Source organism: Bhargavaea cecembensis DSE10, assembly GCF_000348905.1.
Taxonomy (GTDB): Bacteria; Bacillota; Bacilli; order Bacillales_A; family Planococcaceae; genus Bhargavaea; species Bhargavaea cecembensis.
In genome coordinates, this window is record NZ_AOFT01000002.1 from 175,642 (window position 1) to 198,811 (window position 23,170).

Genomic DNA, 23,170 nt, shown 5'->3' on the forward strand with positions numbered 1-23,170 from the left:
ACGGGAATAATAATTGGCCACAGCGTGAAGTTTTATCATTTCCTAAGCCAAAAATAAAAAAACGGGCCCGTGAAGGACCCGCTCCGGCCGGAGTTACCGGCTGCCTTTGATATATGGTTTTCCGTTTGCCTTCGGTCCGGTCGCTTTGCCGATAAAGCCGGCAAGGGCGAGGATCGTGACGACATAAGGGAGCGCGTGAAGATAGCCCGTCGGAATTTCTTTGATGAGCGGAATGCTCGGGCCGACCACTGCCAGCGCCTGGGCAAACCCGAAGAAGATGGCCGCGCCCATGGCACCGATCGGATGCCATTTCCCGAAGATCATTGCGGCAAGGGCCATGAAGCCCTGGCCGTTGATGGTCGCATGGCCGAAATCACGGGTCATGGTCTGGGAATAGATCGCTCCGCCGATTCCGGCAAGTGCACCGGAAATGATGACGGCGATGTACCGGATCTTGTTGACGTTGACGCCCATCGTATCCGCTGCCATCGGGTGTTCCCCGACGGCGCGGAGACGCAGCCCGAACGGCGTCTTGTAGATCACGTACCAGGTGATGACGGCCACCGCGATCGCCAGGATGCTCGAACCATAGATGCCTTTGAAAAGCATCGGCCCGATCACCGGGATGTCCGACAGGAACGGCACGTCAAAGTTCGGGATCGCTTTCTTAATGAAATCGGTCTGTCCCTTGTCAAATATCATCTTAGTCAGGAACAGGGCGATGGCGAGGCCGAGCATGTTGATGGCGACGCCGGAAACGACCTGGTCGGCACGGAATGAAATCGATGCGACCGCATGCAGGATGGCAAACACGCCCGATACGATCATTGCGGCAATCAGGGCGATCCAAGGCGTCCATGCACCGAACGTCTCAAAGAAAAACAGGTTAAACAGGATGCCGATAAATGCGCCCATCACCATAAGGCCTTCCAGCGCGATGTTGACGACACCCGAACGCTCGGAAAAAACTCCGCCGAGCGCTGTGAAGATCAGCGGCGCCGCATAGGCGATGGACACCGGCACCATAAAGTAAAGGATATCGAGGAAGCCCATGTCACTTCGCCTCCTTTTTCTTGGAGATCTTGGTCAGGAAAAGACGGATGGCATAGCCGCACGCCACAAAGAAGATGACGAGCGCGATGACAATCTGGACAACCTCTTCCGGAATCTGTGCGGCGTTCGGCATATTGAGCGCCCCGTATTTCAGCGAGCCGAACAAAACCGCACCGAAAATGACGCCGAGCGGAGTGTTCGCCCCGAGGAGCGCAACAGCGATCCCATCAAACCCGATGCCGGTGAACCCGCCGCGCGTATACATATTGCCGAATGTACCGAGGCCTTCCATCGCTCCCGCGAGACCGGCGAATGCGCCGGAAATGACCATCGACAAGATGATGTTCTTGCCGATTTTCATGCCCGCATACTCGGATGCATGCTCGTTGAAGCCGACCGCCTTCAATTCAAAGCCGGTTGTTGTCTTTTCAAGGATGAACCACATGACGACCACCATCAGCAGCGCCACGAGAATCCCGTAGTGAAGCCGTGAATAGTCCGTCAGGGAAGAAAGGAATTCGGAACGCAGGGATGCCGATTCAAGGATCCGGTCGGTTTTGTCCCCGCCGCCCGACCATGTTTTAATCAGTGCGTTGACAACGTGCAGCGCAATATAGTTCATCATGATTGTCACGATGACTTCGTGAATCTTCATCTTCGCCTTCAGAAGTCCCGGCAGGAAGGCCCAGAGTGCACCTGCCGCCGCCCCCGCCAGGATGGAAAGCGGAAGATGGATCACTTTCGGCAGGTCAAATGCAGCACCGACGTAGACGGCCGCGAACCAGCCGACGATCAGCTGCCCTTCGACCCCGATGTTGAACAGGCCGGTGCGGAAAGCGAAGGCTACCGCAAGGCCCGCCAGGATGTATGGCGTGATCTGGCGGATGGTTTCACCGATGGCATAGGAGTCTCCGAAAATCCCCTGCCAAAGCGCGATATACCCCGCAACCGGATCATAGCCGCTCACGAGCATGACGATCGCCCCGACCAGCAGGCCGAGGATGACGGCGATGGCCGGCACGAGGAGATTGATCATTCTATTCGACATGGTTGTTGACACCTTCTTCCGCCTGCCGGGCAGCCGCTTCTCTCGAATGGCCGGCCATTAGCAGGCCGAGTTCCTGTTCGTCCGTCTCCGACGGCAGTACTGTATCGATGATCGAACCGTCATAGATGACCGCGATGCGGTCGGAGACATTCATCACTTCATCGAGTTCAAACGAGACGAGAAGGACCGCCTTGCCGCTGTCCCGCTGCTCGATCAGACGGCGATGGATGAATTCGATGGCCCCGACGTCAAGGCCGCGGGTCGGCAGTGCTGCAATCAGGAGATCCGGGTCCCGTTCGACTTCGCGCCCGATGATCGCTTTTTGCTGGTTCCCGCCCGAAAGCGCACGCGCAGGTTCGTGGGGGCCCTGCGTACGGACATCATACTGGGCAATGATTTCTTCCGCTTTTTTGTCGATTGCCGTGTAATTGATGATTCCGCCTTTCGAATAAGGAGGCCGGAAGTAAGTCTGCAATCCGATATTATGCCCGATCGGGAAATCCAGGACGAGGCCGTGCTTATGACGGTCCTGAGGAATATGGCCGATGCCGCTGTTTGTGATTTCCCGCGGCTTGCGGTTCGTGATGTCCTTACCGTTGATCAGGATATTGCCTGATTTCGACTTGCGCAGGCCGGTGATTGCCTCGATGAGTTCCGACTGCCCGTTGCCGTCGATACCGGCGATGCCGACGATCTCGCCTTTTCTGATGCTCAGGTTGAGGCCTTTGACCTTCGGAACTCCGCGCGAATCTTCGACGGTGAGCCCCTCGATCTTGAGCACTTCCTCTTTCGGGTCTGCCGGCCCCTTTTCGGTCTTGAATGTGACCTGCCGGCCGACCATCATCGATGCCAGCTGCTCTGGATCGGTCTCTGAAGTCTCGACCGTACCGATCCCCTTGCCTTTACGGATGACCGTGACGCGATCTGAAACATCCATGATTTCCTGGAGTTTGTGGGTGATCAGGATGATGGACTTGCCTTCGGCGATCAGCTTTTTCATGATGCCGATCAGTTCGCTGATCTCCTGGGGAGTCAGTGAAGCCGTCGGTTCGTCGAAGATCAGGATGTCCGCCCCCCGGTAGAGCGTCTTCAGAATTTCGGCGCGTTGCTGCATCCCGACCGAGATATCCTCGATCTTGGCATTCGGGTCGACATTGAGACCATATTGTTTGGACAGCTCCGCCACTTTCTTGGCTGCGCTGGAAATATTCACACTGCCGTTTTTTGTCGGCTCATTGCCGAGGATGATGTTTTCGGTGACCGTAAAATTTTCGACCAGCATGAAGTGCTGGTGCACCATGCCGATTCCGAGTTCGTTTGCGACGTTCGGATCGGTGATGTCCACTTTCTTGCCGCGAACCCGGATTTCTCCCCCTTCCGGCTGATAAAGGCCGAACAGGACGTTCATGAGTGTGGATTTCCCTGCGCCATTCTCACCGAGCAGGGCATGAATCTCCCCTTTCCGGAGTTGCAGGGTGATGTTATCGTTAGCCACGAAATTGCCGAACTCCTTGCGGATGTTGAGCATTTCGATCACGTATTCCAATGGATTCACTCCTTTGTCCTTAAAACCTGCCAAACACCTGTAAACTGATACAGGAAAGACTTCCTGTCAGGAAATCTTTCATCTACCAATTACAAAAATGGCCCTTACATAATTAAACATGAAGGCCGGAAAGTCCGGCCCCCATGCTCAACACATTCATGCTTACTTCGGTTCTTTGCCTTCCGGGTATTCCTTGACTTCGATTTCGCCGGAAGCGATCTTTTCCTGGTACTCTTCGATCTGCGCCACGACATCTTCAGGGATGTTGCCGCGGGAATCCGCAAGTGCAACGCCTTCATCCGCGATGCCGTAAGTGATGACTTCGCCGCCAGGGAACTCGCCGTTTTTCGCTTTTTCGGAGATGTCCTTAACCGCTACGTCAACACGCTTCAGCATCGAAGTAAGTGTGACGTTCGTGTCGCCGACCGCACCCTCGTCGTACTGGTCGGAGTCAACGCCGATGACCCATACGTTTGCATCGGGGTCGTTCGACTTGCGTTCTTTCGCTTCGGAGAAGACACCGTTGCCCGTGCCGCCCGCAGCGTGGAAGATCACATCAACGCCGCTGGAGTACATGCGGTTGGCTGTTGTTTTTCCGAGCTCTGCTTTGTCGAATGCGCCAGTGTACTGGATATCGATCTCGATCGACGGGTCAACTGCTTCGACGCCCTGTACAAAACCGGACTCGAAGCGGTGGATGACTTCGTTTTCCATGCCGCCGACAAAGCCGACTTTCTTGCTTTCTGTCGTGAGTGCCGCTGCGACACCCGCGAGGAAGGAACCTTCATGCTCTTTGAAAAGGAGGCTGACCGTGTTTGGCTGCTCGACAACTGCGTCGATGATCGCGAACTGAGTGTCTTTCTGCTGGGAAGCGATCTCATCAAGCGCATCCTGCATCATGAAGCCGACACCGAAAACGAGGTTGAAATCACGTCGCGCCAATGCGTTCAGGTTCGGGATGTAGTCTTCTTCACCGGCAGACTGGAGATAATCAAAGCCGCCGTCGCCTTTTTCGAGGCCATTGTCTTCGCCGAACTCCTGAATCCCTTTCCATGCAGCCTGGTTGAACGACTTGTCGTCAACGCCGCCGACGTCAGTGACCATCGCTACGGAAAACTCGGAAGCGGACTCGCCGCCGCCGGAGTTGTTGCCTTCGTTCTGTGCTTCTTCACCGTTGTCGGAGCCGCATGCGCCGAGGAGCGTGCCCGCAGCCAAGAGAACCGACAGCGCAAGACCAAACTTGCGTTTTGCCATTTGTGGTACCCCCTAAATGTTGTGTTGTAAATGTACTTTTTGATAGCAGGAAGGTTGTCTGTTTTACATCCGTTTCCGCAAAACGTGGAAATTGAATTTATCGCCCTTGAAATAATTGCGGGAGTAGAGAATGACCTCTTCCCCCTCCGCGTAATGCGACTGCCGCAGCATAAGCAGCGCGGTCTCCGGTTCGCATTCGAGGATCGGAGATGCTTCCTCGTCGTATCCGACCGGTTCAATCTGGGCCACCGCCTGTGTAATCCTCAGGTTTCCCGTCCGTTCAATCGCCTCGAAGATGGATTCATTTTCCTGTTTCAGAAATTCCTCACCGACGTAACGTGACGGGAAGACATCGATGCAGTAGACAACCGGCTCACCATCCGCCGTCCGGACCCGCTTGATCGTCATGATCCGTTCATCCGGTCCGCACCCGAAACGCTCCATGTCTTCTTCCGTCGCAAGTTCTTCGGAGGAGCTGATGAAGTTCGTTCCCGGGGTCATGCCGACCTGGCGGATCATGTCCGATACGCTTGCCAGCTCTTCGATGCCGGCTGTAAACAGCGGCCTCGGATTGACGAAAGTCCCGACACCGTGTCTTCGGACAATATAGTGTTCTTCCTCAAGCAGGCGGAGCGCCTCCCGAAGAGTCGCCCTGGACACGCCCATGATCTTGGCGAGTTCAAACTCGGATGGGAGTTTTTCTTTTTCTTTAAACACACCCGACGCGATGTCCCGCTTGAGCTGCTCGATAACCTGAAGATACAAGTGCCGGTGGTCCGCCTTTACCGTCATGACATCACCACCAAATTAAAGAGATCAGACATCTGATGTAAAACCTTCCTCCTAATCAGACATACTATATCATTTTTGCTACCCTAGTGGAATACCTTTCTTTCTAAATATGAAGACAAATTCGTACTTATGCCCCATCCATGTAAACAAACTGCCATGATAAAGCGCTTACTTTTACAATAAAGCGTTTTCAACATTTCATGGAGATTTCATAAGAGGTCCTCCTAATTTACAAAAGGTCCTCCGGTTTCTTGCAGACACCACGAACAGACATGTGCTGATCGGTCGCATGTGCCAACGGGTCACAAAGAAGACTGCATAAAAAAACTGCAGACAAAGGAGCACCGGGCTTCACTTTGTCTGCAGTATGGATGGCGGTTTATAGCGGACTGCCTTTACCCGATCCTGCCTGTTTGGCGGTTCACGGTTCGTCCGGATGGTCCTGGATCAGGACCTGGCGGGGTTTGCTGCCTTCGTGCGGCCCGACAACTCCGCGCATCTCCATCTGGTCGACGATGCGCGCTGCACGGGAATACCCGATCCTGAACCTGCGCTGCAGCATCGAGACCGATGCCTGCTGCATGCTCCGGACCAGGTCGACCGCTTCGTCATACAAGTCATCCGTTTCTTCTTCGGGTGCGGTTTCCTCCACCTCGGTCGGGATCATCGACTCCTCATACTGTGCCTTCTGTTGGCTGATGACGAAATCCACGACTTCCTCGACTTCCTGGTCGGAAAGGAACGCACCCTGGATCCTTGTCGGCTTGGAGGCCCCCGCCGGCAGATAAAGCATATCCCCGCGTCCGAGAAGTTTCTCCGCCCCGCCGGAATCCAGGATCGTCCGCGAATCCACAGCCGATGAAACGGCAAATGCGATCCGGGACGGAATGTTTGCCTTGATGATGCCGGTGATGACATCGACACTCGGGCGCTGTGTAGCGATGATCAGGTGAATCCCTGCCGCCCGTGCCATCTGGGCGATCCGGGTGATCGAGTCCTCTACATCGCTCGAAGCAACCATCATAAGGTCTGCCAGCTCATCGACGATGACCACAATGTAAGGAAGGCGAGGATGTTTTTCTTCGTTTTCCTCATTCCACTCGTCAATATGATGGTTGTAGCCTTCGATATTCCTCGTGCCGGTGTGGGAGAAGAGGTCGTACCGCCGTTCCATCTCCGCAACCACTTTCTTGAGTGCCTGGGATGCTTTCCGGGGATCCGTGACGACCGGTGCAAGCAGATGCGGCACACCGTTGTATACATTCAGTTCAACCATCTTCGGGTCGATCATCATCATCTTGACTTCATGCGGCTTCGCCCTCATGAGGATGCTGATGATGATACCGTTGATGCATACACTCTTCCCGCTGCCGGTCGCCCCGGCAACGAGCATATGGGGCATCTTGTTGAGCTCGGCCATGACCGCCTCACCGGAAATGTCCCTCCCTAGAGCGACCATGAGCTTGGAATCCGGCTTGTTGTTGTTCCTCGATTCCAGCACTTCGCGAAGCGAGACCATCGCCACTTCGGTGTTCGGGACCTCGATGCCGACTGCCGACTTGCCCGGAATCGGCGCTTCGATCCGGATATCGCGCGCGGCAAGCGCAAGGGCGATGTCATCCGCCAGACTGACGATCCGGCTGACTTTCACGCCCGTGGCCGGCATCACTTCGTACTTGGTGACGGCCGGGCCGAGATGCACTTCCGTGACGCTCGCCTTCACGCCGAAGCTGTGGAACGTCTTTTCAAGCTTTTCGGCATTGTGCTGGATCATATTGTATTCGCCGCTCTGGTCGTTTTCAGGCGGCGGGTTCAACAAGGAAACAGGCGGCAGGACAAAATCTTCGTTTACAGGCTGTGCGTCGCCGATATCCCGGATCTCTGCATCCATATCCTGTCCTTCCTCTTTCGTGTTGGCTGCAGGCTTTTCTGCGCCGGGCTCTTCCCTGACCCGTTCGGTGAAGGAAGAGATGATCGGCTGCACGCGGACCGGTTCGGGTTCTGCCGGACTGCCGTAGGCGCCCGCCGCGGAATCTGGTTCAGGTGCCGCGATGCCGGCGGAAGCCGCTTCCTCATCAGCGGCCGCACGCCGGGACTTCCGCGGCTCTTTCGGCTGCTTCACTTTCTCCTGCTTTTCCGGCTTCGGACGGGCGGGCTTGCGTTCCCTTGTCATCCATTCCCGTACCGAATCCATCGCTTCCGGAACTTTTTCTGCCAGATACGGGACAAGCGCTTTGCCGGTCAGCAAAATCAGGCCCATCGAAAGCATGATGATTCCCGCAATGGTGGCGCCTGCCGAATCAAACAGCACATGGAACATGGCAAACAGGAATCCTCCAACAATCCCGCCGCCGAGGGAAACGGCCGGATCCGTGATGCCTCCGTCAGTGACCAGGATGAGCCATGTTTCCTTCAGTGCGGAAGTGGTCTGCAGACGGCCGCTTTCATAACGCTCCGTGAACAGCAGCACATGGCTGAAAAGTGTCAGGCTTCCGAGTATGAGAAGCAGTCCTCCGACAATGCGGTTCCGCAGATCCGGGATCTCCCGCTTCACCATCAGAAGAAGCGCGAATATCAGGAACAGGAACGGAAGTGCGGCATGCCAGTTCCCGAACAGGAACCGGGCAGCACTGCCGAGTGCCCTCCCGACAAATCCGAGATCAAAAAATGTGATGATGGCAAGCCCGGTCATGACGAGGCCCGCCAGCTCGTACCCGAGCGGATAAAGTCCGGATTTCTTCTTTTTGGCAGAGTTCCTGCGCTTTTTCTTCTTGTTGCGTTTGGTTGCCATCTGGTTCACCCCCATCGATGAAAACGGGATTTCCCGCCAGCGACGGCGTAGAAATCCCGTTTTGTTCTATCTCTGGTGCTCCGCCTCAGTATTCCATGATAATCGGAATGATCATCGGGCGGCGCTTCGTCTTCTGGTAGAGGTATGAATTGAGTGTATCGCGGATTTCCTGCTTGATGCTCGTCCATTCGAACGATTCTTTGTTGGAATATTTTCCTACGATCTTCTTCACGAGTTCGCCGGCCTCGCCGATCAGCTCGCGCGAATCCCGCACGTAGACAAATCCGCGGGAAAGAATTTCCGGCCCGGCCGCGATCGTCTTTTTCTTGCGGTTGAGCGTAATGACGACGATGAAGATGCCGTCCTCGGAAAGAAGTTTCCGGTCGCGCAGGACGATATTGCCGATATCGCCGACACCGCTTCCGTCGATCAGCACGTTTCCGGCGGTCACCCGTCCGGTCATTCGCATCTTGCCGTTCTTGTATTCGACGATATCCCCTTTGTCCGCGATGAAAATGCGTGACTTCGGCAGGCCGGTCTGCTGTGCCAGCTTGGAGTGGGCGATCAGCATCCGGTACTCTCCCTGGATCGGGATGAAGAATTTCGGCTTCATCAGGTTGAGCATCAGCTTCAGGTCTTCCTGGCTGCCGTGCCCCGATACGTGGACTTTGCGGCTGGAAGTCAGCACATCGGCGCCTGCCTTGGCCAGCTCGTTCATCGTGTTGTACATCCCGACTTCCATGCCCGGCGACGGAGTGAACGTGATGAGGACCGTATCGGTCTCCTTGATTCGGATGTCCTTGTGCTGGCGCTTCACAATGCGCTCAAGCGCATGGAGCGGCTCGCCTTGGTTACCTGTCACGATGATCGCCACTTCGGAGTCATCGTACTTGCCGATTTCCTTGACCGGGATGACGAGGCCGTCCGCGACGTCCAGATAGCCGAGCTTCATGCCGACTTCGAAGTAGATCTCAAGCGACTTTCCGATCACAGCGACTTTGCGTCCCGATTCGGCTGCCCGGTCGAATACCTGCTGCATGCGGATGAAGTTGGAAGCATAAAGGGCGATGAGGATGCGCCCCTGCGCCTTGTGGAATGTCTTGGACAGCTGCTCCGCGACGACGGACTCAGGTGTCGTATGCCCCGGACGCTCCGCTTCCGATGAATCGGACATCAGGATGAATACGCCTTCGTCCCCGATTGCGGCCATCTTCGAGATGTCGGGCCGGTATTTGCCCTTTGCCGACTGGTCGAACTTGAACTCTCCCGTGTGCACAATGGCACCCTCACTTGTGTGGAACACGATCCCGAGGGAGTCCGGAATGCTGTGCGTCGTATGGAAGAAGGTTACATACGTCCTGCCGAAGTTCATCCGGCTCCTGCTCGAAACCTCGAAGAACTTGATGTTCTTGGGTGCCTGCTTGTCCTTCAGATGTTCCTTTGCCAGGGCGATGGTCAGTTTCGACCCGTAGACAGGCGCCTGGACTTTGCTGAGCAGATAAGCGATCGATCCGATCGCATCTTCATGGCCGTGGGTCAGGAAGATCCCTTTCAGCCGGTCTTTGTTTTCTTCGATGTAGGTCATATCCGGAATGACGATGTCGATGCCGAGCATTTCCCCTTCAGGGAACATGAGCCCGCTGTCGACGATAAACAGTTCATCATCGATTTCGACCACATACATCGCCTTTCCGATCTCCCCCACTCCTCCGAGGGGGATGACCCTGATGTTTTCATTTTTTGTCTTGGTCAATGGTTCTCCTCCTAAATCATACCCGTTCCATATCCGCTAACCCCCATTATACGGTAGCCGTACAATCTAGACAAATTAAAAAAGTGCCGAATTTACATTCAAGTCTCGAGATCCGCGCACCGCCGGAAATCAAAAAGCGGACACAAGGGACCGCAGTCCCCGGCGTCCGCCGGATCCATTTCTTTTTGGACGATCGGGCACGGCGTCCCGGACATCCATGCACGTGAGGAACAGACATGCCGATTAGGCGCCTGCTGCCGAACGAAAGTCACCCATCGCCTTTCCGATGATTTCTGCACCTTCATCATCAAGAGAAGTGATCGGAAGACGGACCGGTCCCGTGTCCATGCCGGCCAGTTTCAGGGCATGCTTGACCGGTGCCGGGCTCGGCCGGCTGAAAAGCGCTTCTGTCAGCCGGCTGATGATGGCATGCAGGCGGGCAGCTTCCCCGGAATCGCCGTTCCGGTATGCCCGGATCATCCGCTGCATTTCGGGGCCGGCGACGTGCGAGGCGACAGAGACCACACCGTGCCCGCCAATGGCAAGCACCGGGAGTGTCAGGCCATCATCCCCGCTGTACAGGAGGAATCCGGGGTCAGTCCCGGCGATGATGCGGGTCATGGCACCAAGATCCCCGCCTGCTTCCTTCACGGCCCTGACGTTCGGAATACGGGACAGCGCGGCGACCGTTGCCGGCTCCAGGCGGGACGCCGTCCTGCCCGGCACATTGTAGAGCATGACTGGAAGCTTCGTGCTGCCGGCCGCTTGCGTGAAATGCGCAACCATCCCCCGCTGGTCGGGACGGTTATAGTAAGGGGCCACCAGCATGATTCCGTCCGCTCCCGCGGTTTCGGCCCTTTTCGTCATGCTGACTGTGCCGGCGGTGCTGTTGCTGCCTGTGCCGGCAATGATGGGAATCCTTTTGCCGGCTGCCTCAACGGCCAGTCGGATGACCTGTTCTTTTTCATCATCTGTGAGTGTCGGTGCTTCCCCGGTCGTCCCGCAGACGACAATGGAATCCGAACCGTTTTGTATCAAATAATTGACGAGGGCATTCAGACGGCCCTCGTCAACTTTTCCATCTTCACCGAACGGCGTGACCATCGCCGTCGCTATATTGCCGAGTTCCATCGGCTTTGTCCCCTTTCAGCAACCCGTCCGCAATGAGCGCTTCCGCGATCTGGATCGAGTTGAGGGCAGCTCCCTTCAGGAGGTTATCCGCGACCACCCAGAAGTGGAATGCGCCTGGGGTGTCGAGATCCCTGCGAAGGCGGCCGACGAACACATCGTCCTTGCCTTCCGCGAAGAGCGGCATCGGGTATGCCTGATTGTCCGGATCATCCATTACGGTGATGCCTTCCGCATGTTGCAGGGATTCCCGGATGCCGGCCGTATCGGCTGACGGATCTCCCGTTTCGAAATAGACCGATTCGGAGTGGCCGGTCACGACCGGGAGACGTACACATGTTGCAGCGACCGACAGTTCGGGCATGCCCATGATTTTCTTTGTCTCATTGATCATTTTCCACTCTTCGAAGGTGTAGCCGTCCTCACTGAAGACATCGATCTGCGGCACCGCATTAAAAGCGATCGGGTAATGTTTCTTGTCACCCTTGACCGGCAGAAGCTCGGCCTCCGCTCCGGTCCTGTTCTCCATGTCCGTGCTCTGCTTTTCCAGCTCGCCGATCGCGGCGGCGCCCGCTCCGGAAACCGCCTGGTACGTCGAGACGATGACTTTCTTCAGGCCATACTTGCGGCGGACCGGTTCCAGTGCCGCCACCATCTGGATTGTCGAGCAGTTCGGGTTGGCAATCAGGCCCCGGTGCTCCTTGAGCGCCTCACGGTTGACTTCGGGAACAACGAGCGGAGTGTCCGGGTCCATACGGAACGCGCTCGTATTGTCGATGACTACCGCTCCGCGGCTGATCGCCTCGTGCGCAAGCTGTTTGGACACGCTGCCTCCTGCACTGAAGAAGGCGATGTCCACACCGTCAAAGCGCTCAGGCAACGCTTCTTCAATTGTATATTCCTTGCCGCCGTACTCCACTTTGCTTCCTGCTGAGCGGGCTGACGCAAGGAAAAGAATTTCATCGGCGGGGAAATTCCTTTCTTCAAGCTTTTTGGCGATCCTTTGGCCGACTGCGCCTGTAGCGCCGACAATTGCAACACGATATCCCATGATTAAACACTCCTCAGTTTCATGATCGAATGTTCAGTATTATAGCATGTTTTCATGTATGTTTGGAGATATATTCGTCTTTAAGTATTTTCATGCCTGATCAGGAGGGGCTGAAGCTGTTCTCCTCTAAGTGCAGCCTCGACCGTATCGACCATCTTTGTGAAATCACTGATGAGGGAGTTCGGTTTTTTGACGGGGTCATCCTGTCCGAACGGGATGAAGTAAATGTTCTTGGTGTTCAGCAGTTTCATGATATTCGTCCCGTTCAGGCCGAGTGCGTCATTGGTTGATACGCCGATCACGACCGGCGTGCCGTTCCTGAGCGTCGCCTTGGCTGCCATCAGCACGGGTGAGTCCGTGATGGCGTTGGCAAACCGTGAGATGGAGTTCCCCGTCATCGGGGCAATCACCATGCAGTCGACCGGTGTTTTCGGTCCGAACGGCTCAGCCCCCGCGATGGTCGAGATGATGTCGGCTCCGGCCACCTCGCGGATTTTCGCCATCCATTCCTCGCCTGTCCCGAAACGGGTCGCGGCGGTCAGCACAGAGTTGGTGATGACCGGCACAACCGTCGCCCCCCTGTCGGTGAACGCCTTGATTTTCGGAATCACATCCGCATAAGTACAGTGGGATGCGGTGATGCCGAAACCGATTCTTTTGCCTTCGAGCATCCTGACTCTCCTTCCGCTAGCTGTCCATTCTGCACAGCGCCTCCGAGAGGACCCGGGCGGCCTCGTCCGGAAAAAGCCGGCCCGGAAGCGCAGGCAGTAACCTATAGTATTCATGGACGGCACCGGGCTTTAGGCACCCGGGCGCAGAAGCCAGGTCGTAGATGCCTGCAGGGTCAAACGGGCCGTCGGGATCCAGCCATTGCGCGGGGATGGTGTTGACCAGGTTCCAGCTGTTTTCCGGCATGCCGGCCCCGTCAAAGTCCAGAGTGCCGAATCCTTCTGTCAGGGCTTCAGCCGTCTGTGACGGTGAGCGGGCAAGCACGGAAACTTCCGCACCCATCGCACGCATCAGCCGGGCCGTGGTCTTCCCTACGCGCCCGTAGCCGGCGACGACCCACTGACTGCCGGCTACCGGCCCTCCCCCCGATTCATAGAACATGGCGAGAAAACCCTCTGCCGTCAGGCTGGCATTTTCCCAGATGAACCGTTCCTCCTGAAGGTAGAGCCGGGGCAGTTTCTCCGCGGTCTCCGCCGCCTTTTCCCAGGCAGCATCGAGCCTGCCCGCAAACAGCCGCTCCGCCTGATTGAGCACACCGGGAGCCGGCGTTCCTTCCGGCGGATGTATCGGAAGCACGACCCGCACCGGCTTTTCTTCAAGCAGGAGGGCATCCGTCTTGCTGTCCCACCGGTCCCGTGCGTCGTGGAGAACGATAAACCCCTTTTTCCGCAGGTGTTCCGCAGCTTTGGAGAACCGGGCATCGGATCCGACGATCAGCCAGTCCGGCCGGGTCATTCAAATAGCCCCTCATGGATCGGGCGGGTCCGCCTGAACAAAATCCGATCATCCCCGATCAGGACGATCTCCTCCCAAGGGATGTATTCCGCTTCTCCGGACGATTTCCGGCCACCCTGCAGCCAGCCGGTCCGGCGCTTTAGTTCGAATCCGTAGATCCTTCCGCTTTTCGGATCAAACAGCATCTCTGTGTCGGCAAGGAGCCCGTAGCGGACGCCGTCTTCCATCTGGATCAGTTCTTTTTCGGCCATTGTCGACAGCAGCATGTTCCACTCCCCCTTTTCCTAAACTATATGCGCCGCCGGGGCGGAAGTTCCGTCCCCCAAATGTCCGGGTTATACAAAAAACCTGAAGGCATCTGCCCTCAGGTCCTGTTTCAGTTCGGAATGATGATCGATTCTGCCGGCGTTCCGGAAAAGATCCTTTCCGCAATGCGGCGGATCTGCCTGCCATCCACACGGCGGAATTCTTCCATCACCTCGTCAATATCTTTATGTTCTCCGGTAAAAAGCTCGTTTTTCGCATTCCGGCTCATCCTGGAGGCGGGTGTTTCAAGGCCAAGCAGGAGGCTCCCCTTCATCTGGCCGACAGCGCTCCCGATTTCGGCATCGGATACCCCATCCTGGAGCAGCCGGGAAACTTCATTCCGGATGACCGTCCGGGTCTCCTCCAGACGGGACGGCGAGGTGCCGGCATAGATGGTGACCGATCCCGAATCGGTATGGGACGAATGGTACGAGTACACGGAATAGGCAAGGCCCCTCTCTTCACGGATCCGCTGGAAGAGTCTTGAGCTCATGCTCCCGCCGAATAGGGCATTGAGGATGATCATGCCGTAGATGTCGGGGTCGTTCACGTCCATTCCCGGATAGCCGAGACACAGATGGGCCTGCTCCGTGTCTTTCCGCTTGCGGACCGCGCCGGGAGTAAATTCCGGCCGTTCCGACTGAATGGCAGACTCGGCTCCTGCCGTGAATGTTCCGAAGCTTTTTTCAAGCTGTCTGATCAGCTGATCATCCACACAGCCTGCAGCGGATATGACGACCCGCTCCGGCCGGTACTCCCGCTGCATGAATGAAAGGGTCTCTTCCCTCGTAAATGCGCTGACCGTTTCCGGATAACCGAGGATCGGGCGGCCCATCGGATGGCCGGGATACATCGCGGCCTGCAGCTGTTCATGTACGTCATCGTCGGGCGTGTCGGCGACCATGGCGATTTCCTCGAGGATCACAGACTTTTCCTTGCGCATCTCCTGCTCGTCAAAGGCCGAGTTGAAGAACATATCCGCCAGTACATCGACCGCTTCAGCCGCATCCTCCGTGAGCACATTGACATAAAAGCAGGTTTCTTCCATGGCGGTGTAGGCGTTGATCTCCCCGCCTGTCCGGTCAATCGCTTCCGCTATGTCCTTTGCCGTCCGGACGGAGGTTCCTTTGAACAGCATGTGCTCGATAAAGTGCGCCATGCCGGCTTCCCCCGCGGTTTCATTTCTTGCACCGGCCATGACCCAAATGCCGATCGCCACCGAACGGACATGCGGCATCTGTTCTGTGACGATCCGCACGCCGTTTGGACATTTTCTGGTCTGGATCATCTTCTCCCCCCTTTAGTTATTTTTATGTTTGCGGCACGCCCATAAGAGCCCTGCCGGTAAAAAGAGGGCCGGCCGATCCCGGCCGCCCTCTGGTGATGGTTATTCCGTTTTGCCGGCCTCTTCGGAAGCTTCCTTCTCTTCTTTCAGGACCGCCTTTCGGGACAGGTTCACGCGGTTGTGGTTGTCGATCTCGACGACCTTCACCCGCACGACGTCGCCGATCGACAGGACGTCCTCGACTTTGTTCGTCCTCTGTTCCTGGATTTCCGAGATGTGGAGCAGGCCGTCCTTGCCCGGGAAGATCTCAAGGAATGCACCGAATTTCTCGATCCGCTTGACCTTGCCGTCATAGTATTCGCCGACCTGTGCCTCTCGGACGATGTTTTCAATCATCGACTTCGCCTTTTCGTTCATTTCCTGATCGATCGAGGAGATGTAGATCGTTCCGTCCTGTTCCGTATCGATCTTGACTCCGGTCTCTTCGATGATCTTGTTGATCTGCTTGCCGCCCGGGCCGATCACGTCGCGGATCTTCTCAGGCTTGATCTGGATGACGATGATCTTCGGAGCGTGGTCGGACAGCTGCTTGCGCGGTTCGGAAATTGCGGACATCATGTTTTCCATGATGTGCAGCCGGCCCGCCTTCGCCTGTTCCAGCGCTTCCTCGAGAATCTCGCGCGACAGTCCCTCGACCTTGATGTCCATCTGCAGGGCGGTAATGCCTTTTTCGGTTCCCGCCACCTTAAAGTCCATGTCACCGAGTGCGTCCTCCATCCCCTGGATGTCGGACAGGACGGTATAGTTGTCGCCCTTCTTGACAAGGCCCATCGCAATACCTGCGACCGGTGCCTTGATCGGAACCCCGGCATCCATCATTGCCATTGTGGATGCGCAGATGGACGCCTGGGAAGAGGAACCGTTGGATTCCAGCACTTCCGAGACTAGCCGGACCGTATATGGGAACTCATCTTCGGACGGGACGATCGGTGCGAGGGCTCTTTCACCGAGCGCACCGTGCCCGATTTCCCTGCGGCCGGGAGAGCGGATCGGGCCGGTCTCGCCGACACTGAACTGAGGGAAGTTGTAGTGGTGCATGAATCGCTTGGATTCCTCGAGCCCGAGGCCGTCGATGATCTGCACGTCCCCGAGTGCACCGAGCGTACAGATGCTGAGCACCTGGGTCTGTCCCCGGGTGAACAGCGCGGAACCGTGTGTCCGGCCAAGGATTCCGGCTTCGGAGGAAAGCGGGCGGATTTCATCCGGTTTCCGTCCGTCCGGGCGGATTTTCTCGTCGGTGATCAGGCGGCGGACTTCATCTTTGACGAGTTTGTCGAGGATGGCCCTGACCTGTCCGAGATCTGTTTGCTCATCCGCTTCGGCATAGGCTTCGGTTACGGAAGCCTTCACTGCCTGGATGGCTTCTTCCCGCGCGTGCTTTTCTTTTGTCTGGATGGCATCAAGCAGAGGCGCTTCCGCTTTTTCGCGTACTTCCTCCGTCAGCTCCCGGTCCAGTTCAAAGAGGGGGATTTCCTTTTTCTCTTTGCCGGCTTCCCGGGCAATCTCTTCCTGGAAGGCCACAAGCCGTTTGATCTCTTCGTGGCCGAACATGATCGCTTCCAGCATGATGGATTCCTCGACTTCGTCCGCGCCGGCTTCCACCATGTTGATCGCGTCCTTTGTCCCTGCGACAATCAGATCAATATCGCTTCTGGCTTCCTGCTCGACAGTCGGGTTGATGATGAATTCACCATCAATGCGGCCGACCTTCACACCTGCAATCGGGCCGCCGAACGGAATGTCCGACACCATCAGGGCAAGTGAGGAACCGAACATCGCAGCCATTTCGGATGAGCAGTCCTGGTCGACCGACATCACCATCGAGATGACCTGCACTTCATTCCGGAAACCGTCAGGGAAAAGCGGGCGGATCGGACGGTCGATCAGCCGGCTGGTCAGGACGGCCTTTTCGGAAGGACGGCCTTCCCGCTTGATAAATCCGCCCGGGATCTTCCCGACCGCGTACAGACGCTCCTCGTAGTTGACGGTGAGCGGGAAAAAATCCAGCGGTTTCGGCTCCTTTGATGCAGTCGCCGTCGACAGGACAGCGGTATCGCCGTAGCGGATCAGCACGCCTCCGTTCGCCTGCTTCGCAAACTTGCCCGTCTCGACGATCAGCGTCCGGCCGGCCCAATCAAATTCGTACGTTTTGTGATTCTCGTTCATCATGGGGCTCCTCTCTTCTGTGCATAACGCTATACCGGGTGCCTGTCCGTCTGCATGCGCAGCCAAATCGGAGCGGAGGCAGGCCGGGACAGCCGTCAAACGTATGTACTCACTCCCCATAGTGTACCAAAATTCGCATAGTGATGCGAAAGGATTTGCGGTGGAACGCACTTAACGGGAATGGATTTCATGGCAATAAAAAAAACGGGCCGCAGCCCGCTTTTGTATGTGCGATCTTATCGGCGAAGGCCAAGCTTCGCGATGAGGTCACGATAACGCTGAACGTCGTTTTCACGAAGGTACTTGAGCAGATTCCGGCGACGGCCGACCATTTTGTAAAGGCCGCGGCGGGAGTGGTGGTCTTTCTTGTGTGTGCGCAAGTGTTCGTTCAGGTTGTTGATCTCTTCCGTGAGGATAGCGATCTGGATATCAGGAGATCCCGTATCCGATTCGTGTGTGCGGAACTCTTGGATGAGTTCATTTTTACGCTCTTTTGTAATTGCCATCCTGTTCACCTCCAAATCGTTAGTTAAAAATCCCCAATTCCCGAGCAAACGTTGGTGAGTCGATTGCCAAGCAATGGTTAGTGCATCAGCACATGAGTATCATACCACAGCACGGAGGCTGATTCAACTGTCATGTTGCGCGGCCAGGATGAGCCGTGCCTCTTCCCTGTCGCGCCCGATCTGGGCTTTCAGCTCATCGATCCCGGCGAATTTCCGCTCTTCCCGGATCCGCCTGATCCATCGCACGCGCACAGGCTTATCATAAAGTTCGCCTTCAAAATCGAGCAGATGCACCTCGACCGAAAGGAAGGTGTCGGACGGATCCTTGAAAGTGGGACGGTAGCCTGCGTTGAGAACACCGGCATGGAGCCTGCCGTCCGTTTCGAAAGTGACGGCATACACACCAGGCGCGGGAAGGCATGAGCCAGGCACCGGATCGACATTTGCGGTAGGGAACCCGATCAGCCGTCCCCGCTTGTCGCCTTCGATGACCGTACCGTCGGTCATGAGCGGGCGGCCGAGAAGCTGTGCAGCCCCGGACACATCACCCTCGCTGAGCATCGAACGGATGCGGGTCGAGCTGATCTTCTCATCTTCCTCGGTTACTTTTCCGATAACGGACACTCCGTAGTCCCCTTCGGACAGCCTTTCCAGATCATCAGGCTTCCCCTTGCCGAACCGGCCGAAGGAAAAATCAAAGCCGCAGGTGATGTGGCGGATGCCAAGCCTCCGGATATAGCACTCGACAAACTGTTCGGGAGTCATCGATGCAAATTCTCCCGTAAAGCTGATGACGAACACCGTGTCCGTCCCCATTTCTTCAAGCAGCTGCATTTTCTGCTTGTACGGTGTGATATAGGTGACTTCCTTCCGGTTTCCGAGTACGGCAGACGGGTGCGGATCGAACGTCATGACTGCCGGAGAAAGGCCTTTCTCACGGGCCACGTCCATGGCATGGCCGATCACTTCCTGATGCCCCCGGTGGATGCCGTCAAAAAATCCGGCGGCCACCGAGTATTCATTGCCGCCCGTCTCCGGAATTTCGGGATATTTAATGTGATGAATCTTCATTATGTTCACCTCTTGTCTTCAGCCATGCCGAACATTTTCTCGGGTTTCATCAGCCCGTTTTTTTCAGGATGGCGGCGGTATACGGCCACCGCCCGGCTACCGTCATAAAAGACGATCCGCGGGTGCGCGGACAGCAGCGGATGCGCGGACAGCACCTGGCCGTTCAGGATCTTCGGAAGAAGCCCGTCATCAGCAGGCACCGAAGGAAATTCGGACAGCGCCCGTTCAACCGGGAGCAGGGCTGCTTCCAGGATGCCGCGATCCCGCTGCTGTTCCACTTCGGACAGCGTCAGGCAATCCTCCGCCCTGAAGGGTCCGGACGCGGTACGGACAAGTGAAGCCATATGTGCCGGATAACCCAGCTTTTCGCCGATCTGCACGGCAAGCGTACGGATATAGGTCCCCTTGCCGCAGACGACCCGGATGCGTAACTCAACTTCGGTTCCTTCAAAAAGCTGTCCGCCGGACAAAAGGCTGATTTCCCTGATCAGCACTTTTCGGGACGGCCGCTCAACGGACTGCCCCTGACGGGCATACTCATACAGGCGCTTGCCGTTCACCTTGACCGCCGAATACATCGGGGGAATCTGCGTGATTTCCCCGGTGAGCGATTGGAGGACGTCCAGGATCTGCGCCGCGGTGAAGCGCTTCGGAGCCAGGTTCTGCTCGACGGTGACGCCCGATGCATCCTCGGTTTCCGTCGATCGGCCGATGCTGACCACGGCCTCGTATGTCTTGCCCATGTCCGTCACATATTCGGCAGCCTTCGTCGCACGGCCAAGACAAATCGGAAGGACGCCCTCGACATCGGGATCAAGCGTGCCCGTATGGCCGATGCGCTTCATCCCGAGGATCTTCCTAAGCCGGAAGACACAGTCATGTGAAGTCATGCCCTTTTCTTTCCAGAGCGGCAGAATTCCCTCAAGCATGGCGTACTCCTCCTTTCCTATGTACGGAAAACAAGCCTGCATGCCGGAACGGCTGCAGGCTTATTCTCAGTCTTCCGGATTCGACTCGTTCACCTCGCGGAGAAGCGACTCGATCCGGTTGCCGTAGTCGACGGACTCATCAAATTCAAAAAGCAGCTCCGGCGTCTTTCGCAGGCGGATCCGATTCCCGATTTCAGAACGGATGAATCCCTTGGCCTTTGTCAGGCCTTTTAGCGTATCTTCCTTTTGGCGATCATCGCCAAGCACAGAGATAAACACTGTCGCCTGCTGAAGGTCACCGGTCACCTCGACATCCGTCACCGTGACGAACCCGATTCTCGGGTCCTTCAGCTTGCGGCCGATGATGTCGCCCAATTCTTTTTTCATCTGTTCCGCCACGCGGTTTGCCCTCATTGTCATATGGAACACCTCGGCTTCCGCTATAAATGATACTTCTTGCTGCTTGTCATCTCCCAGCCCGAGTGGGACATCAGAAAGTTCAGCACCCGGTCGATTTCACGCTCTGCCACCGTCCCCGAAGAAGAGGCGGCAGCCAGGGTGATGCCGGCGCGCTGCCAAAGATCCTGATGGTCCGTTTCGGCGATGGAGACGTTGAACTGCTGGCGGGCCCTCGTGAGCATGCGCTGCAAAATCGCCCGCTTTTCCTTTAGCGAATGTGTATCGTACAGGAAGAATTCACATTCGGCGGCGACAATCACTTCCGCTCGACTTCTTCCATGACATACGCTTCGATGACATCGCCTTCTTTGATGTCATTGTAGTTTTTGATTGTCAGGCCACATTCATACCCTCGTGCGACTTCTTTGACGTCGTCCTTGAAGCGCTTGAGTGTATCGAGTTCGCCTTCGAAGACAACCACGCCGTCACGGATCACGCGTACCCCGGAGTCTCTTGTGACTTTTCCGTCGGTTACATAGCCGCCGGCAATCGTGCCCACTTTGGAGACTTTGAACGTTTCGCGCACTTCCACCTGTCCGATGATCTTCTCCTCGAACTCGGGATCAAGCATGCCCTTCATCGCGGATTCGATCTCCTCGATTACTTTGTAAATGATCCGGTGGAGGCGGACATCGACGCCCTCCTCTTCGGCAGCGCGTTTCGCATTGACATCCGGACGGACGTTGAATCCGATGACGATGGCATTGGATGCAGCCGCCAGTGTAATGTCCGATTCCGTAATGGCTCCGACACCGGTGTGGATGATCTTGACATTGACGCCTTCAACCTCGATCTTCATGAGGGAAGCGGCAAGCGCCTCGACCGTGCCCTGCACGTCCGCTTTGACGATCAGGTTGATATCTTTCATCTCGCCCTGCTTCATATGCTCGAACAGATTGTCAAGGGTGACGCGGTTCTTTTCGCCGCGCTGTTCCTGGAGGTCATCCATCGCACGGGATTCACCGACTTGGCGCGCCGACTTCTCGTCATCAAATACGACGAAACGGTCACCTGCAAAAGGCACATCATTCAGGCCCGTGATTTCGACAGGGGCAGAAGGAAGGGCTTCCTTCACCCGGCGGCCGACATCGTTGACCATTGCCCGGACACGGCCGAAAGTGGAACCGACAACGATCGGGTCGCCGACCTTGAGCGTGCCTTCCTGCACGAGGAGGGTCGCAACGGCGCCACGGCCTTTATCAAGCTGTGCCTCGATGACGGTGCCGCGGGCATTCTGGTCAGGGTTGGCCTTGAGCTCTTCCACCTCGGAAACTAGTACGATCATCTCAAGCAGGGTATCGATGCCTTCGCCTTTCAGTGCGGACACCGGCACGAAGATCGTGTCTCCGCCCCAGTCTTCCGGCACGAGGCCGTGCTCGGTCAATTCCTGCATGACCCGGTCAGGATTGGCCGTCGGCTTGTCAACCTTATTGACCGCCACAATAATCGGTACTTCCGCCGCCTTCGCATGGTTGATCGCCTCGACGGTTTGCGGCATGACACCATCATCCGCCGCGACGACGAGAATGGTGAGATCGGTGATTTTCGCACCGCGCGCACGCATCGTTGTAAAGGCCGCGTGTCCCGGTGTATCGAGGAAGGTGATTTTCTTGCCGTTCGCTTCAACCTGATAGGCACCGATATGCTGTGTGATGCCGCCTGCTTCGCCCTCGGTCACTTTCGTGTTCCGGATGGAGTCAAGAAGGGTCGTCTTCCCGTGGTCGACGTGGCCCATGATCGTGACGACCGGCGGACGTTCTCCCTTGAGCTCTTCCGCGCCTTCCTCTTCCTCAAAGTAGGTTTCGAGGTCGGTCCGGTCAATGCGGATCTCTTCTTCCACTTCCACGCCGTAGTCTGCACAGATCAGTTCGATCGCGTCTTTATCAAGCTCCTGGTTGATCGTCGCCATGACGCCGAGCATAAAGAGCTTCTTGATGATCTCTGATGGTTCACGGCCGAGCTTTTTCGCGAGTTCCGCTACGCTCAGCGACTCGTAGAATGTAATTTTCTCCGGCAGCGGCTTTGGTGTGCGAGGTGCCTGCTGCTGGCTGTAGTTTTTCTTCTTGCCCTGGTGGGTACCGCGGATCTTGCGGCCGCCGCCCCGGCGATTTCCTCCGCCCTGGCCCCCCGGACGGTTATTGCCGCCCGGACGGCTGTTGCCGCCGCCCTGGCCGCCTTGGCGATTGCCGCCGCCTTGACCTGCCGGACGGTTGCCGCCGCCTTGGCCGCCTTGGCGATTGCCGCCGCCCTGGCCTGCCGGACGATTGCCGCCGCCTTGGCCGCCCTGGCGGTTTCCGCCGTTTTGGCCTGCCGGACGATTGCCGCTCTGGTTGTTCGGACGGCTCCCGCCCTGACCGAATTTACGGTCGAGTTTCGAAGTCACATCACTGTCAAGTACCGACATGTGGTTTTTGACATCCACCTTCATTTTGTCCAGCTCGTCAATGACCTCACGGCTTGACTTGTTTACCTTTTTCGCATATTCATGAACTCTCATTTTCGTCATTC

At 56.6% G+C, this 23,170-nt stretch carries 20 protein-coding genes; all 20 read right to left on the reverse strand.

Annotated features, from left to right (window positions below):
• Positions 1 to 93: 93 nt before the first annotated feature.
• Positions 94 to 1,053, reverse strand: coding sequence for an ABC transporter permease (locus tag C772_RS02525; RefSeq protein WP_008297127.1), 960 nt, complete (start codon positions 1,051 to 1,053; stop codon positions 94 to 96).
• A 1-nt stretch (position 1,054) separates the two neighbouring features.
• Entirely contained in the window at positions 1,055 to 2,101 is a 1,047-nt protein-coding gene (locus C772_RS02530; RefSeq protein ID WP_008297129.1) for an ABC transporter permease, read from the reverse strand.
• Positions 2,091 to 3,647, reverse strand: a complete 1,557-nt coding sequence (locus C772_RS02535; protein ID WP_008297131.1) for an ABC transporter ATP-binding protein — start codon at positions 3,645 to 3,647, stop codon at positions 2,091 to 2,093. The genes C772_RS02530 and C772_RS02535 overlap by 11 nt, the downstream gene beginning before the upstream one ends.
• A gap of 162 nt (positions 3,648 to 3,809) precedes the next feature.
• On the reverse strand, positions 3,810 to 4,901 hold the full coding sequence (locus C772_RS02540) for a BMP family lipoprotein (protein ID WP_008297133.1): 1,092 nt from the start codon (positions 4,899 to 4,901) through the stop codon (positions 3,810 to 3,812).
• A gap of 63 nt (positions 4,902 to 4,964) precedes the next feature.
• A complete protein-coding gene (locus C772_RS02545; RefSeq protein ID WP_008297135.1) occupies positions 4,965 to 5,693 on the reverse strand; it encodes a GntR family transcriptional regulator in 729 nt (242 codons plus the stop codon).
• 421 nt (positions 5,694 to 6,114) lie between these two features.
• Positions 6,115 to 8,484: a DNA translocase FtsK gene (locus C772_RS02550; RefSeq protein ID WP_008297137.1), complete on the reverse strand. Its 2,370-nt coding sequence runs from the start codon at positions 8,482 to 8,484 to the stop codon at positions 6,115 to 6,117.
• An 85-nt stretch (positions 8,485 to 8,569) separates the two neighbouring features.
• Positions 8,570 to 10,237 carry a ribonuclease J gene (locus C772_RS02555; RefSeq protein WP_008297139.1) on the reverse strand — a complete coding sequence of 556 codons (1,668 nt, stop codon included), beginning with the start codon at positions 10,235 to 10,237 and terminating at the stop codon, positions 8,570 to 8,572.
• A 243-nt stretch (positions 10,238 to 10,480) separates the two neighbouring features.
• The gene (gene dapA / locus C772_RS02560) at positions 10,481 to 11,368 is read right to left on the reverse strand and encodes a 4-hydroxy-tetrahydrodipicolinate synthase (RefSeq protein ID WP_008297141.1); all 888 of its coding nucleotides are present in this window, start codon (positions 11,366 to 11,368) and stop codon (positions 10,481 to 10,483) included.
• Positions 11,322 to 12,416, reverse strand: coding sequence for an aspartate-semialdehyde dehydrogenase (gene asd / locus C772_RS02565; RefSeq protein WP_008297142.1), 1,095 nt, complete (start codon positions 12,414 to 12,416; stop codon positions 11,322 to 11,324). The genes dapA and asd overlap by 47 nt, the downstream gene beginning before the upstream one ends.
• Positions 12,417 to 12,496: 80 nt before the next feature.
• Complete coding sequence (locus tag C772_RS02570) at positions 12,497 to 13,087, reverse strand: dipicolinate synthase subunit B (RefSeq protein ID WP_008297144.1); 591 nt, start codon at positions 13,085 to 13,087, stop codon at positions 12,497 to 12,499.
• Positions 13,088 to 13,103: 16 nt separating this feature from the next.
• On the reverse strand, positions 13,104 to 13,880 hold the full coding sequence (locus tag C772_RS02575) for an NAD(P)-dependent oxidoreductase (RefSeq protein WP_008297146.1): 777 nt from the start codon (positions 13,878 to 13,880) through the stop codon (positions 13,104 to 13,106).
• A complete protein-coding gene (locus C772_RS02580) occupies positions 13,877 to 14,146 on the reverse strand; it encodes a YlmC/YmxH family sporulation protein (RefSeq protein ID WP_008297148.1) in 270 nt (89 codons plus the stop codon). The genes C772_RS02575 and C772_RS02580 overlap by 4 nt, the downstream gene beginning before the upstream one ends.
• 110 nt (positions 14,147 to 14,256) lie before the next feature.
• Complete coding sequence (locus C772_RS02585) at positions 14,257 to 15,474, reverse strand: M16 family metallopeptidase (protein ID WP_008297151.1); 1,218 nt, start codon at positions 15,472 to 15,474, stop codon at positions 14,257 to 14,259.
• A 99-nt stretch (positions 15,475 to 15,573) separates the two neighbouring features.
• On the reverse strand, positions 15,574 to 17,697 hold the full coding sequence (gene pnp / locus C772_RS02590) for a polyribonucleotide nucleotidyltransferase (RefSeq protein ID WP_008297153.1): 2,124 nt from the start codon (positions 17,695 to 17,697) through the stop codon (positions 15,574 to 15,576).
• Between the two features lie 236 nt (positions 17,698 to 17,933).
• On the reverse strand, positions 17,934 to 18,203 hold the full coding sequence (gene rpsO, locus C772_RS02595; RefSeq protein ID WP_008297156.1) for a 30S ribosomal protein S15: 270 nt from the start codon (positions 18,201 to 18,203) through the stop codon (positions 17,934 to 17,936).
• Positions 18,204 to 18,326: 123 nt separating this feature from the next.
• Complete coding sequence (locus tag C772_RS02600) at positions 18,327 to 19,274, reverse strand: bifunctional riboflavin kinase/FAD synthetase (RefSeq protein ID WP_008297159.1); 948 nt, start codon at positions 19,272 to 19,274, stop codon at positions 18,327 to 18,329.
• Between the two features lie 5 nt (positions 19,275 to 19,279).
• A complete protein-coding gene (gene truB / locus C772_RS02605; protein WP_008297161.1) occupies positions 19,280 to 20,203 on the reverse strand; it encodes a tRNA pseudouridine(55) synthase TruB in 924 nt (307 codons plus the stop codon).
• Positions 20,204 to 20,269: 66 nt separating this feature from the next.
• Positions 20,270 to 20,623, reverse strand: a complete 354-nt coding sequence (gene rbfA, locus C772_RS02610) for a 30S ribosome-binding factor RbfA (RefSeq protein WP_008297163.1) — start codon at positions 20,621 to 20,623, stop codon at positions 20,270 to 20,272.
• Between the two features lie 20 nt (positions 20,624 to 20,643).
• Positions 20,644 to 20,922 (reverse strand): DUF503 domain-containing protein, encoded by a 279-nt coding sequence (locus C772_RS02615; RefSeq protein ID WP_008297165.1) that lies wholly within the window; start codon positions 20,920 to 20,922, stop codon positions 20,644 to 20,646.
• The gene (gene infB, locus C772_RS02620) at positions 20,919 to 23,168 is read right to left on the reverse strand and encodes a translation initiation factor IF-2 (protein ID WP_008297167.1); all 2,250 of its coding nucleotides are present in this window, start codon (positions 23,166 to 23,168) and stop codon (positions 20,919 to 20,921) included. The genes C772_RS02615 and infB overlap by 4 nt, the downstream gene beginning before the upstream one ends.
• Positions 23,169 to 23,170: the final 2 nt, after the last annotated feature.

What these genes read in the sequence shown, in the direction of transcription:
- C772_RS02600 (WP_008297159.1), bottom strand. Translation starts at nt 19,274, where the DNA reads ATGAAGATTCATCACATTAAATATCCCGAAATTCCGGAGACGGGCGGC.
- C772_RS02575 (WP_008297146.1), bottom strand. Translation starts at nt 13,880, where the DNA reads ATGACCCGGCCGGACTGGCTGATCGTCGGATCCGATGCCCGGTTCTCC.
- dapA (WP_008297141.1), bottom strand. Translation starts at nt 11,368, where the DNA reads ATGGAACTCGGCAATATAGCGACGGCGATGGTCACGCCGTTCGGTGAA.
- C772_RS02530 (WP_008297129.1), bottom strand. Translation starts at nt 2,101, where the DNA reads ATGTCGAATAGAATGATCAATCTCCTCGTGCCGGCCATCGCCGTCATC.
- infB (WP_008297167.1), bottom strand. Translation starts at nt 23,168, where the DNA reads ATGACGAAAATGAGAGTTCATGAATATGCGAAAAAGGTAAACAAGTCA.
- rbfA (WP_008297163.1), bottom strand. Translation starts at nt 20,623, where the DNA reads ATGACAATGAGGGCAAACCGCGTGGCGGAACAGATGAAAAAAGAATTG.
- pnp (WP_008297153.1), bottom strand. Translation starts at nt 17,697, where the DNA reads ATGAACGAGAATCACAAAACGTACGAATTTGATTGGGCCGGCCGGACG.
- C772_RS02585 (WP_008297151.1), bottom strand. Translation starts at nt 15,474, where the DNA reads ATGATCCAGACCAGAAAATGTCCAAACGGCGTGCGGATCGTCACAGAA.
- rpsO (WP_008297156.1), bottom strand. Translation starts at nt 18,203, where the DNA reads ATGGCAATTACAAAAGAGCGTAAAAATGAACTCATCCAAGAGTTCCGC.
- C772_RS02545 (WP_008297135.1), bottom strand. Translation starts at nt 5,693, where the DNA reads ATGACGGTAAAGGCGGACCACCGGCACTTGTATCTTCAGGTTATCGAG.
- C772_RS02570 (WP_008297144.1), bottom strand. Translation starts at nt 13,087, where the DNA reads ATGCTCGAAGGCAAAAGAATCGGTTTCGGCATCACCGCATCCCACTGT.
- C772_RS02540 (WP_008297133.1), bottom strand. Translation starts at nt 4,901, where the DNA reads ATGGCAAAACGCAAGTTTGGTCTTGCGCTGTCGGTTCTCTTGGCTGCG.
- truB (WP_008297161.1), bottom strand. Translation starts at nt 20,203, where the DNA reads ATGCTTGAGGGAATTCTGCCGCTCTGGAAAGAAAAGGGCATGACTTCA.
- C772_RS02525 (WP_008297127.1), bottom strand. Translation starts at nt 1,053, where the DNA reads ATGGGCTTCCTCGATATCCTTTACTTTATGGTGCCGGTGTCCATCGCC.
- C772_RS02550 (WP_008297137.1), bottom strand. Translation starts at nt 8,484, where the DNA reads ATGGCAACCAAACGCAACAAGAAGAAAAAGCGCAGGAACTCTGCCAAA.
- C772_RS02580 (WP_008297148.1), bottom strand. Translation starts at nt 14,146, where the DNA reads ATGCTGCTGTCGACAATGGCCGAAAAAGAACTGATCCAGATGGAAGAC.
- asd (WP_008297142.1), bottom strand. Translation starts at nt 12,416, where the DNA reads ATGGGATATCGTGTTGCAATTGTCGGCGCTACAGGCGCAGTCGGCCAA.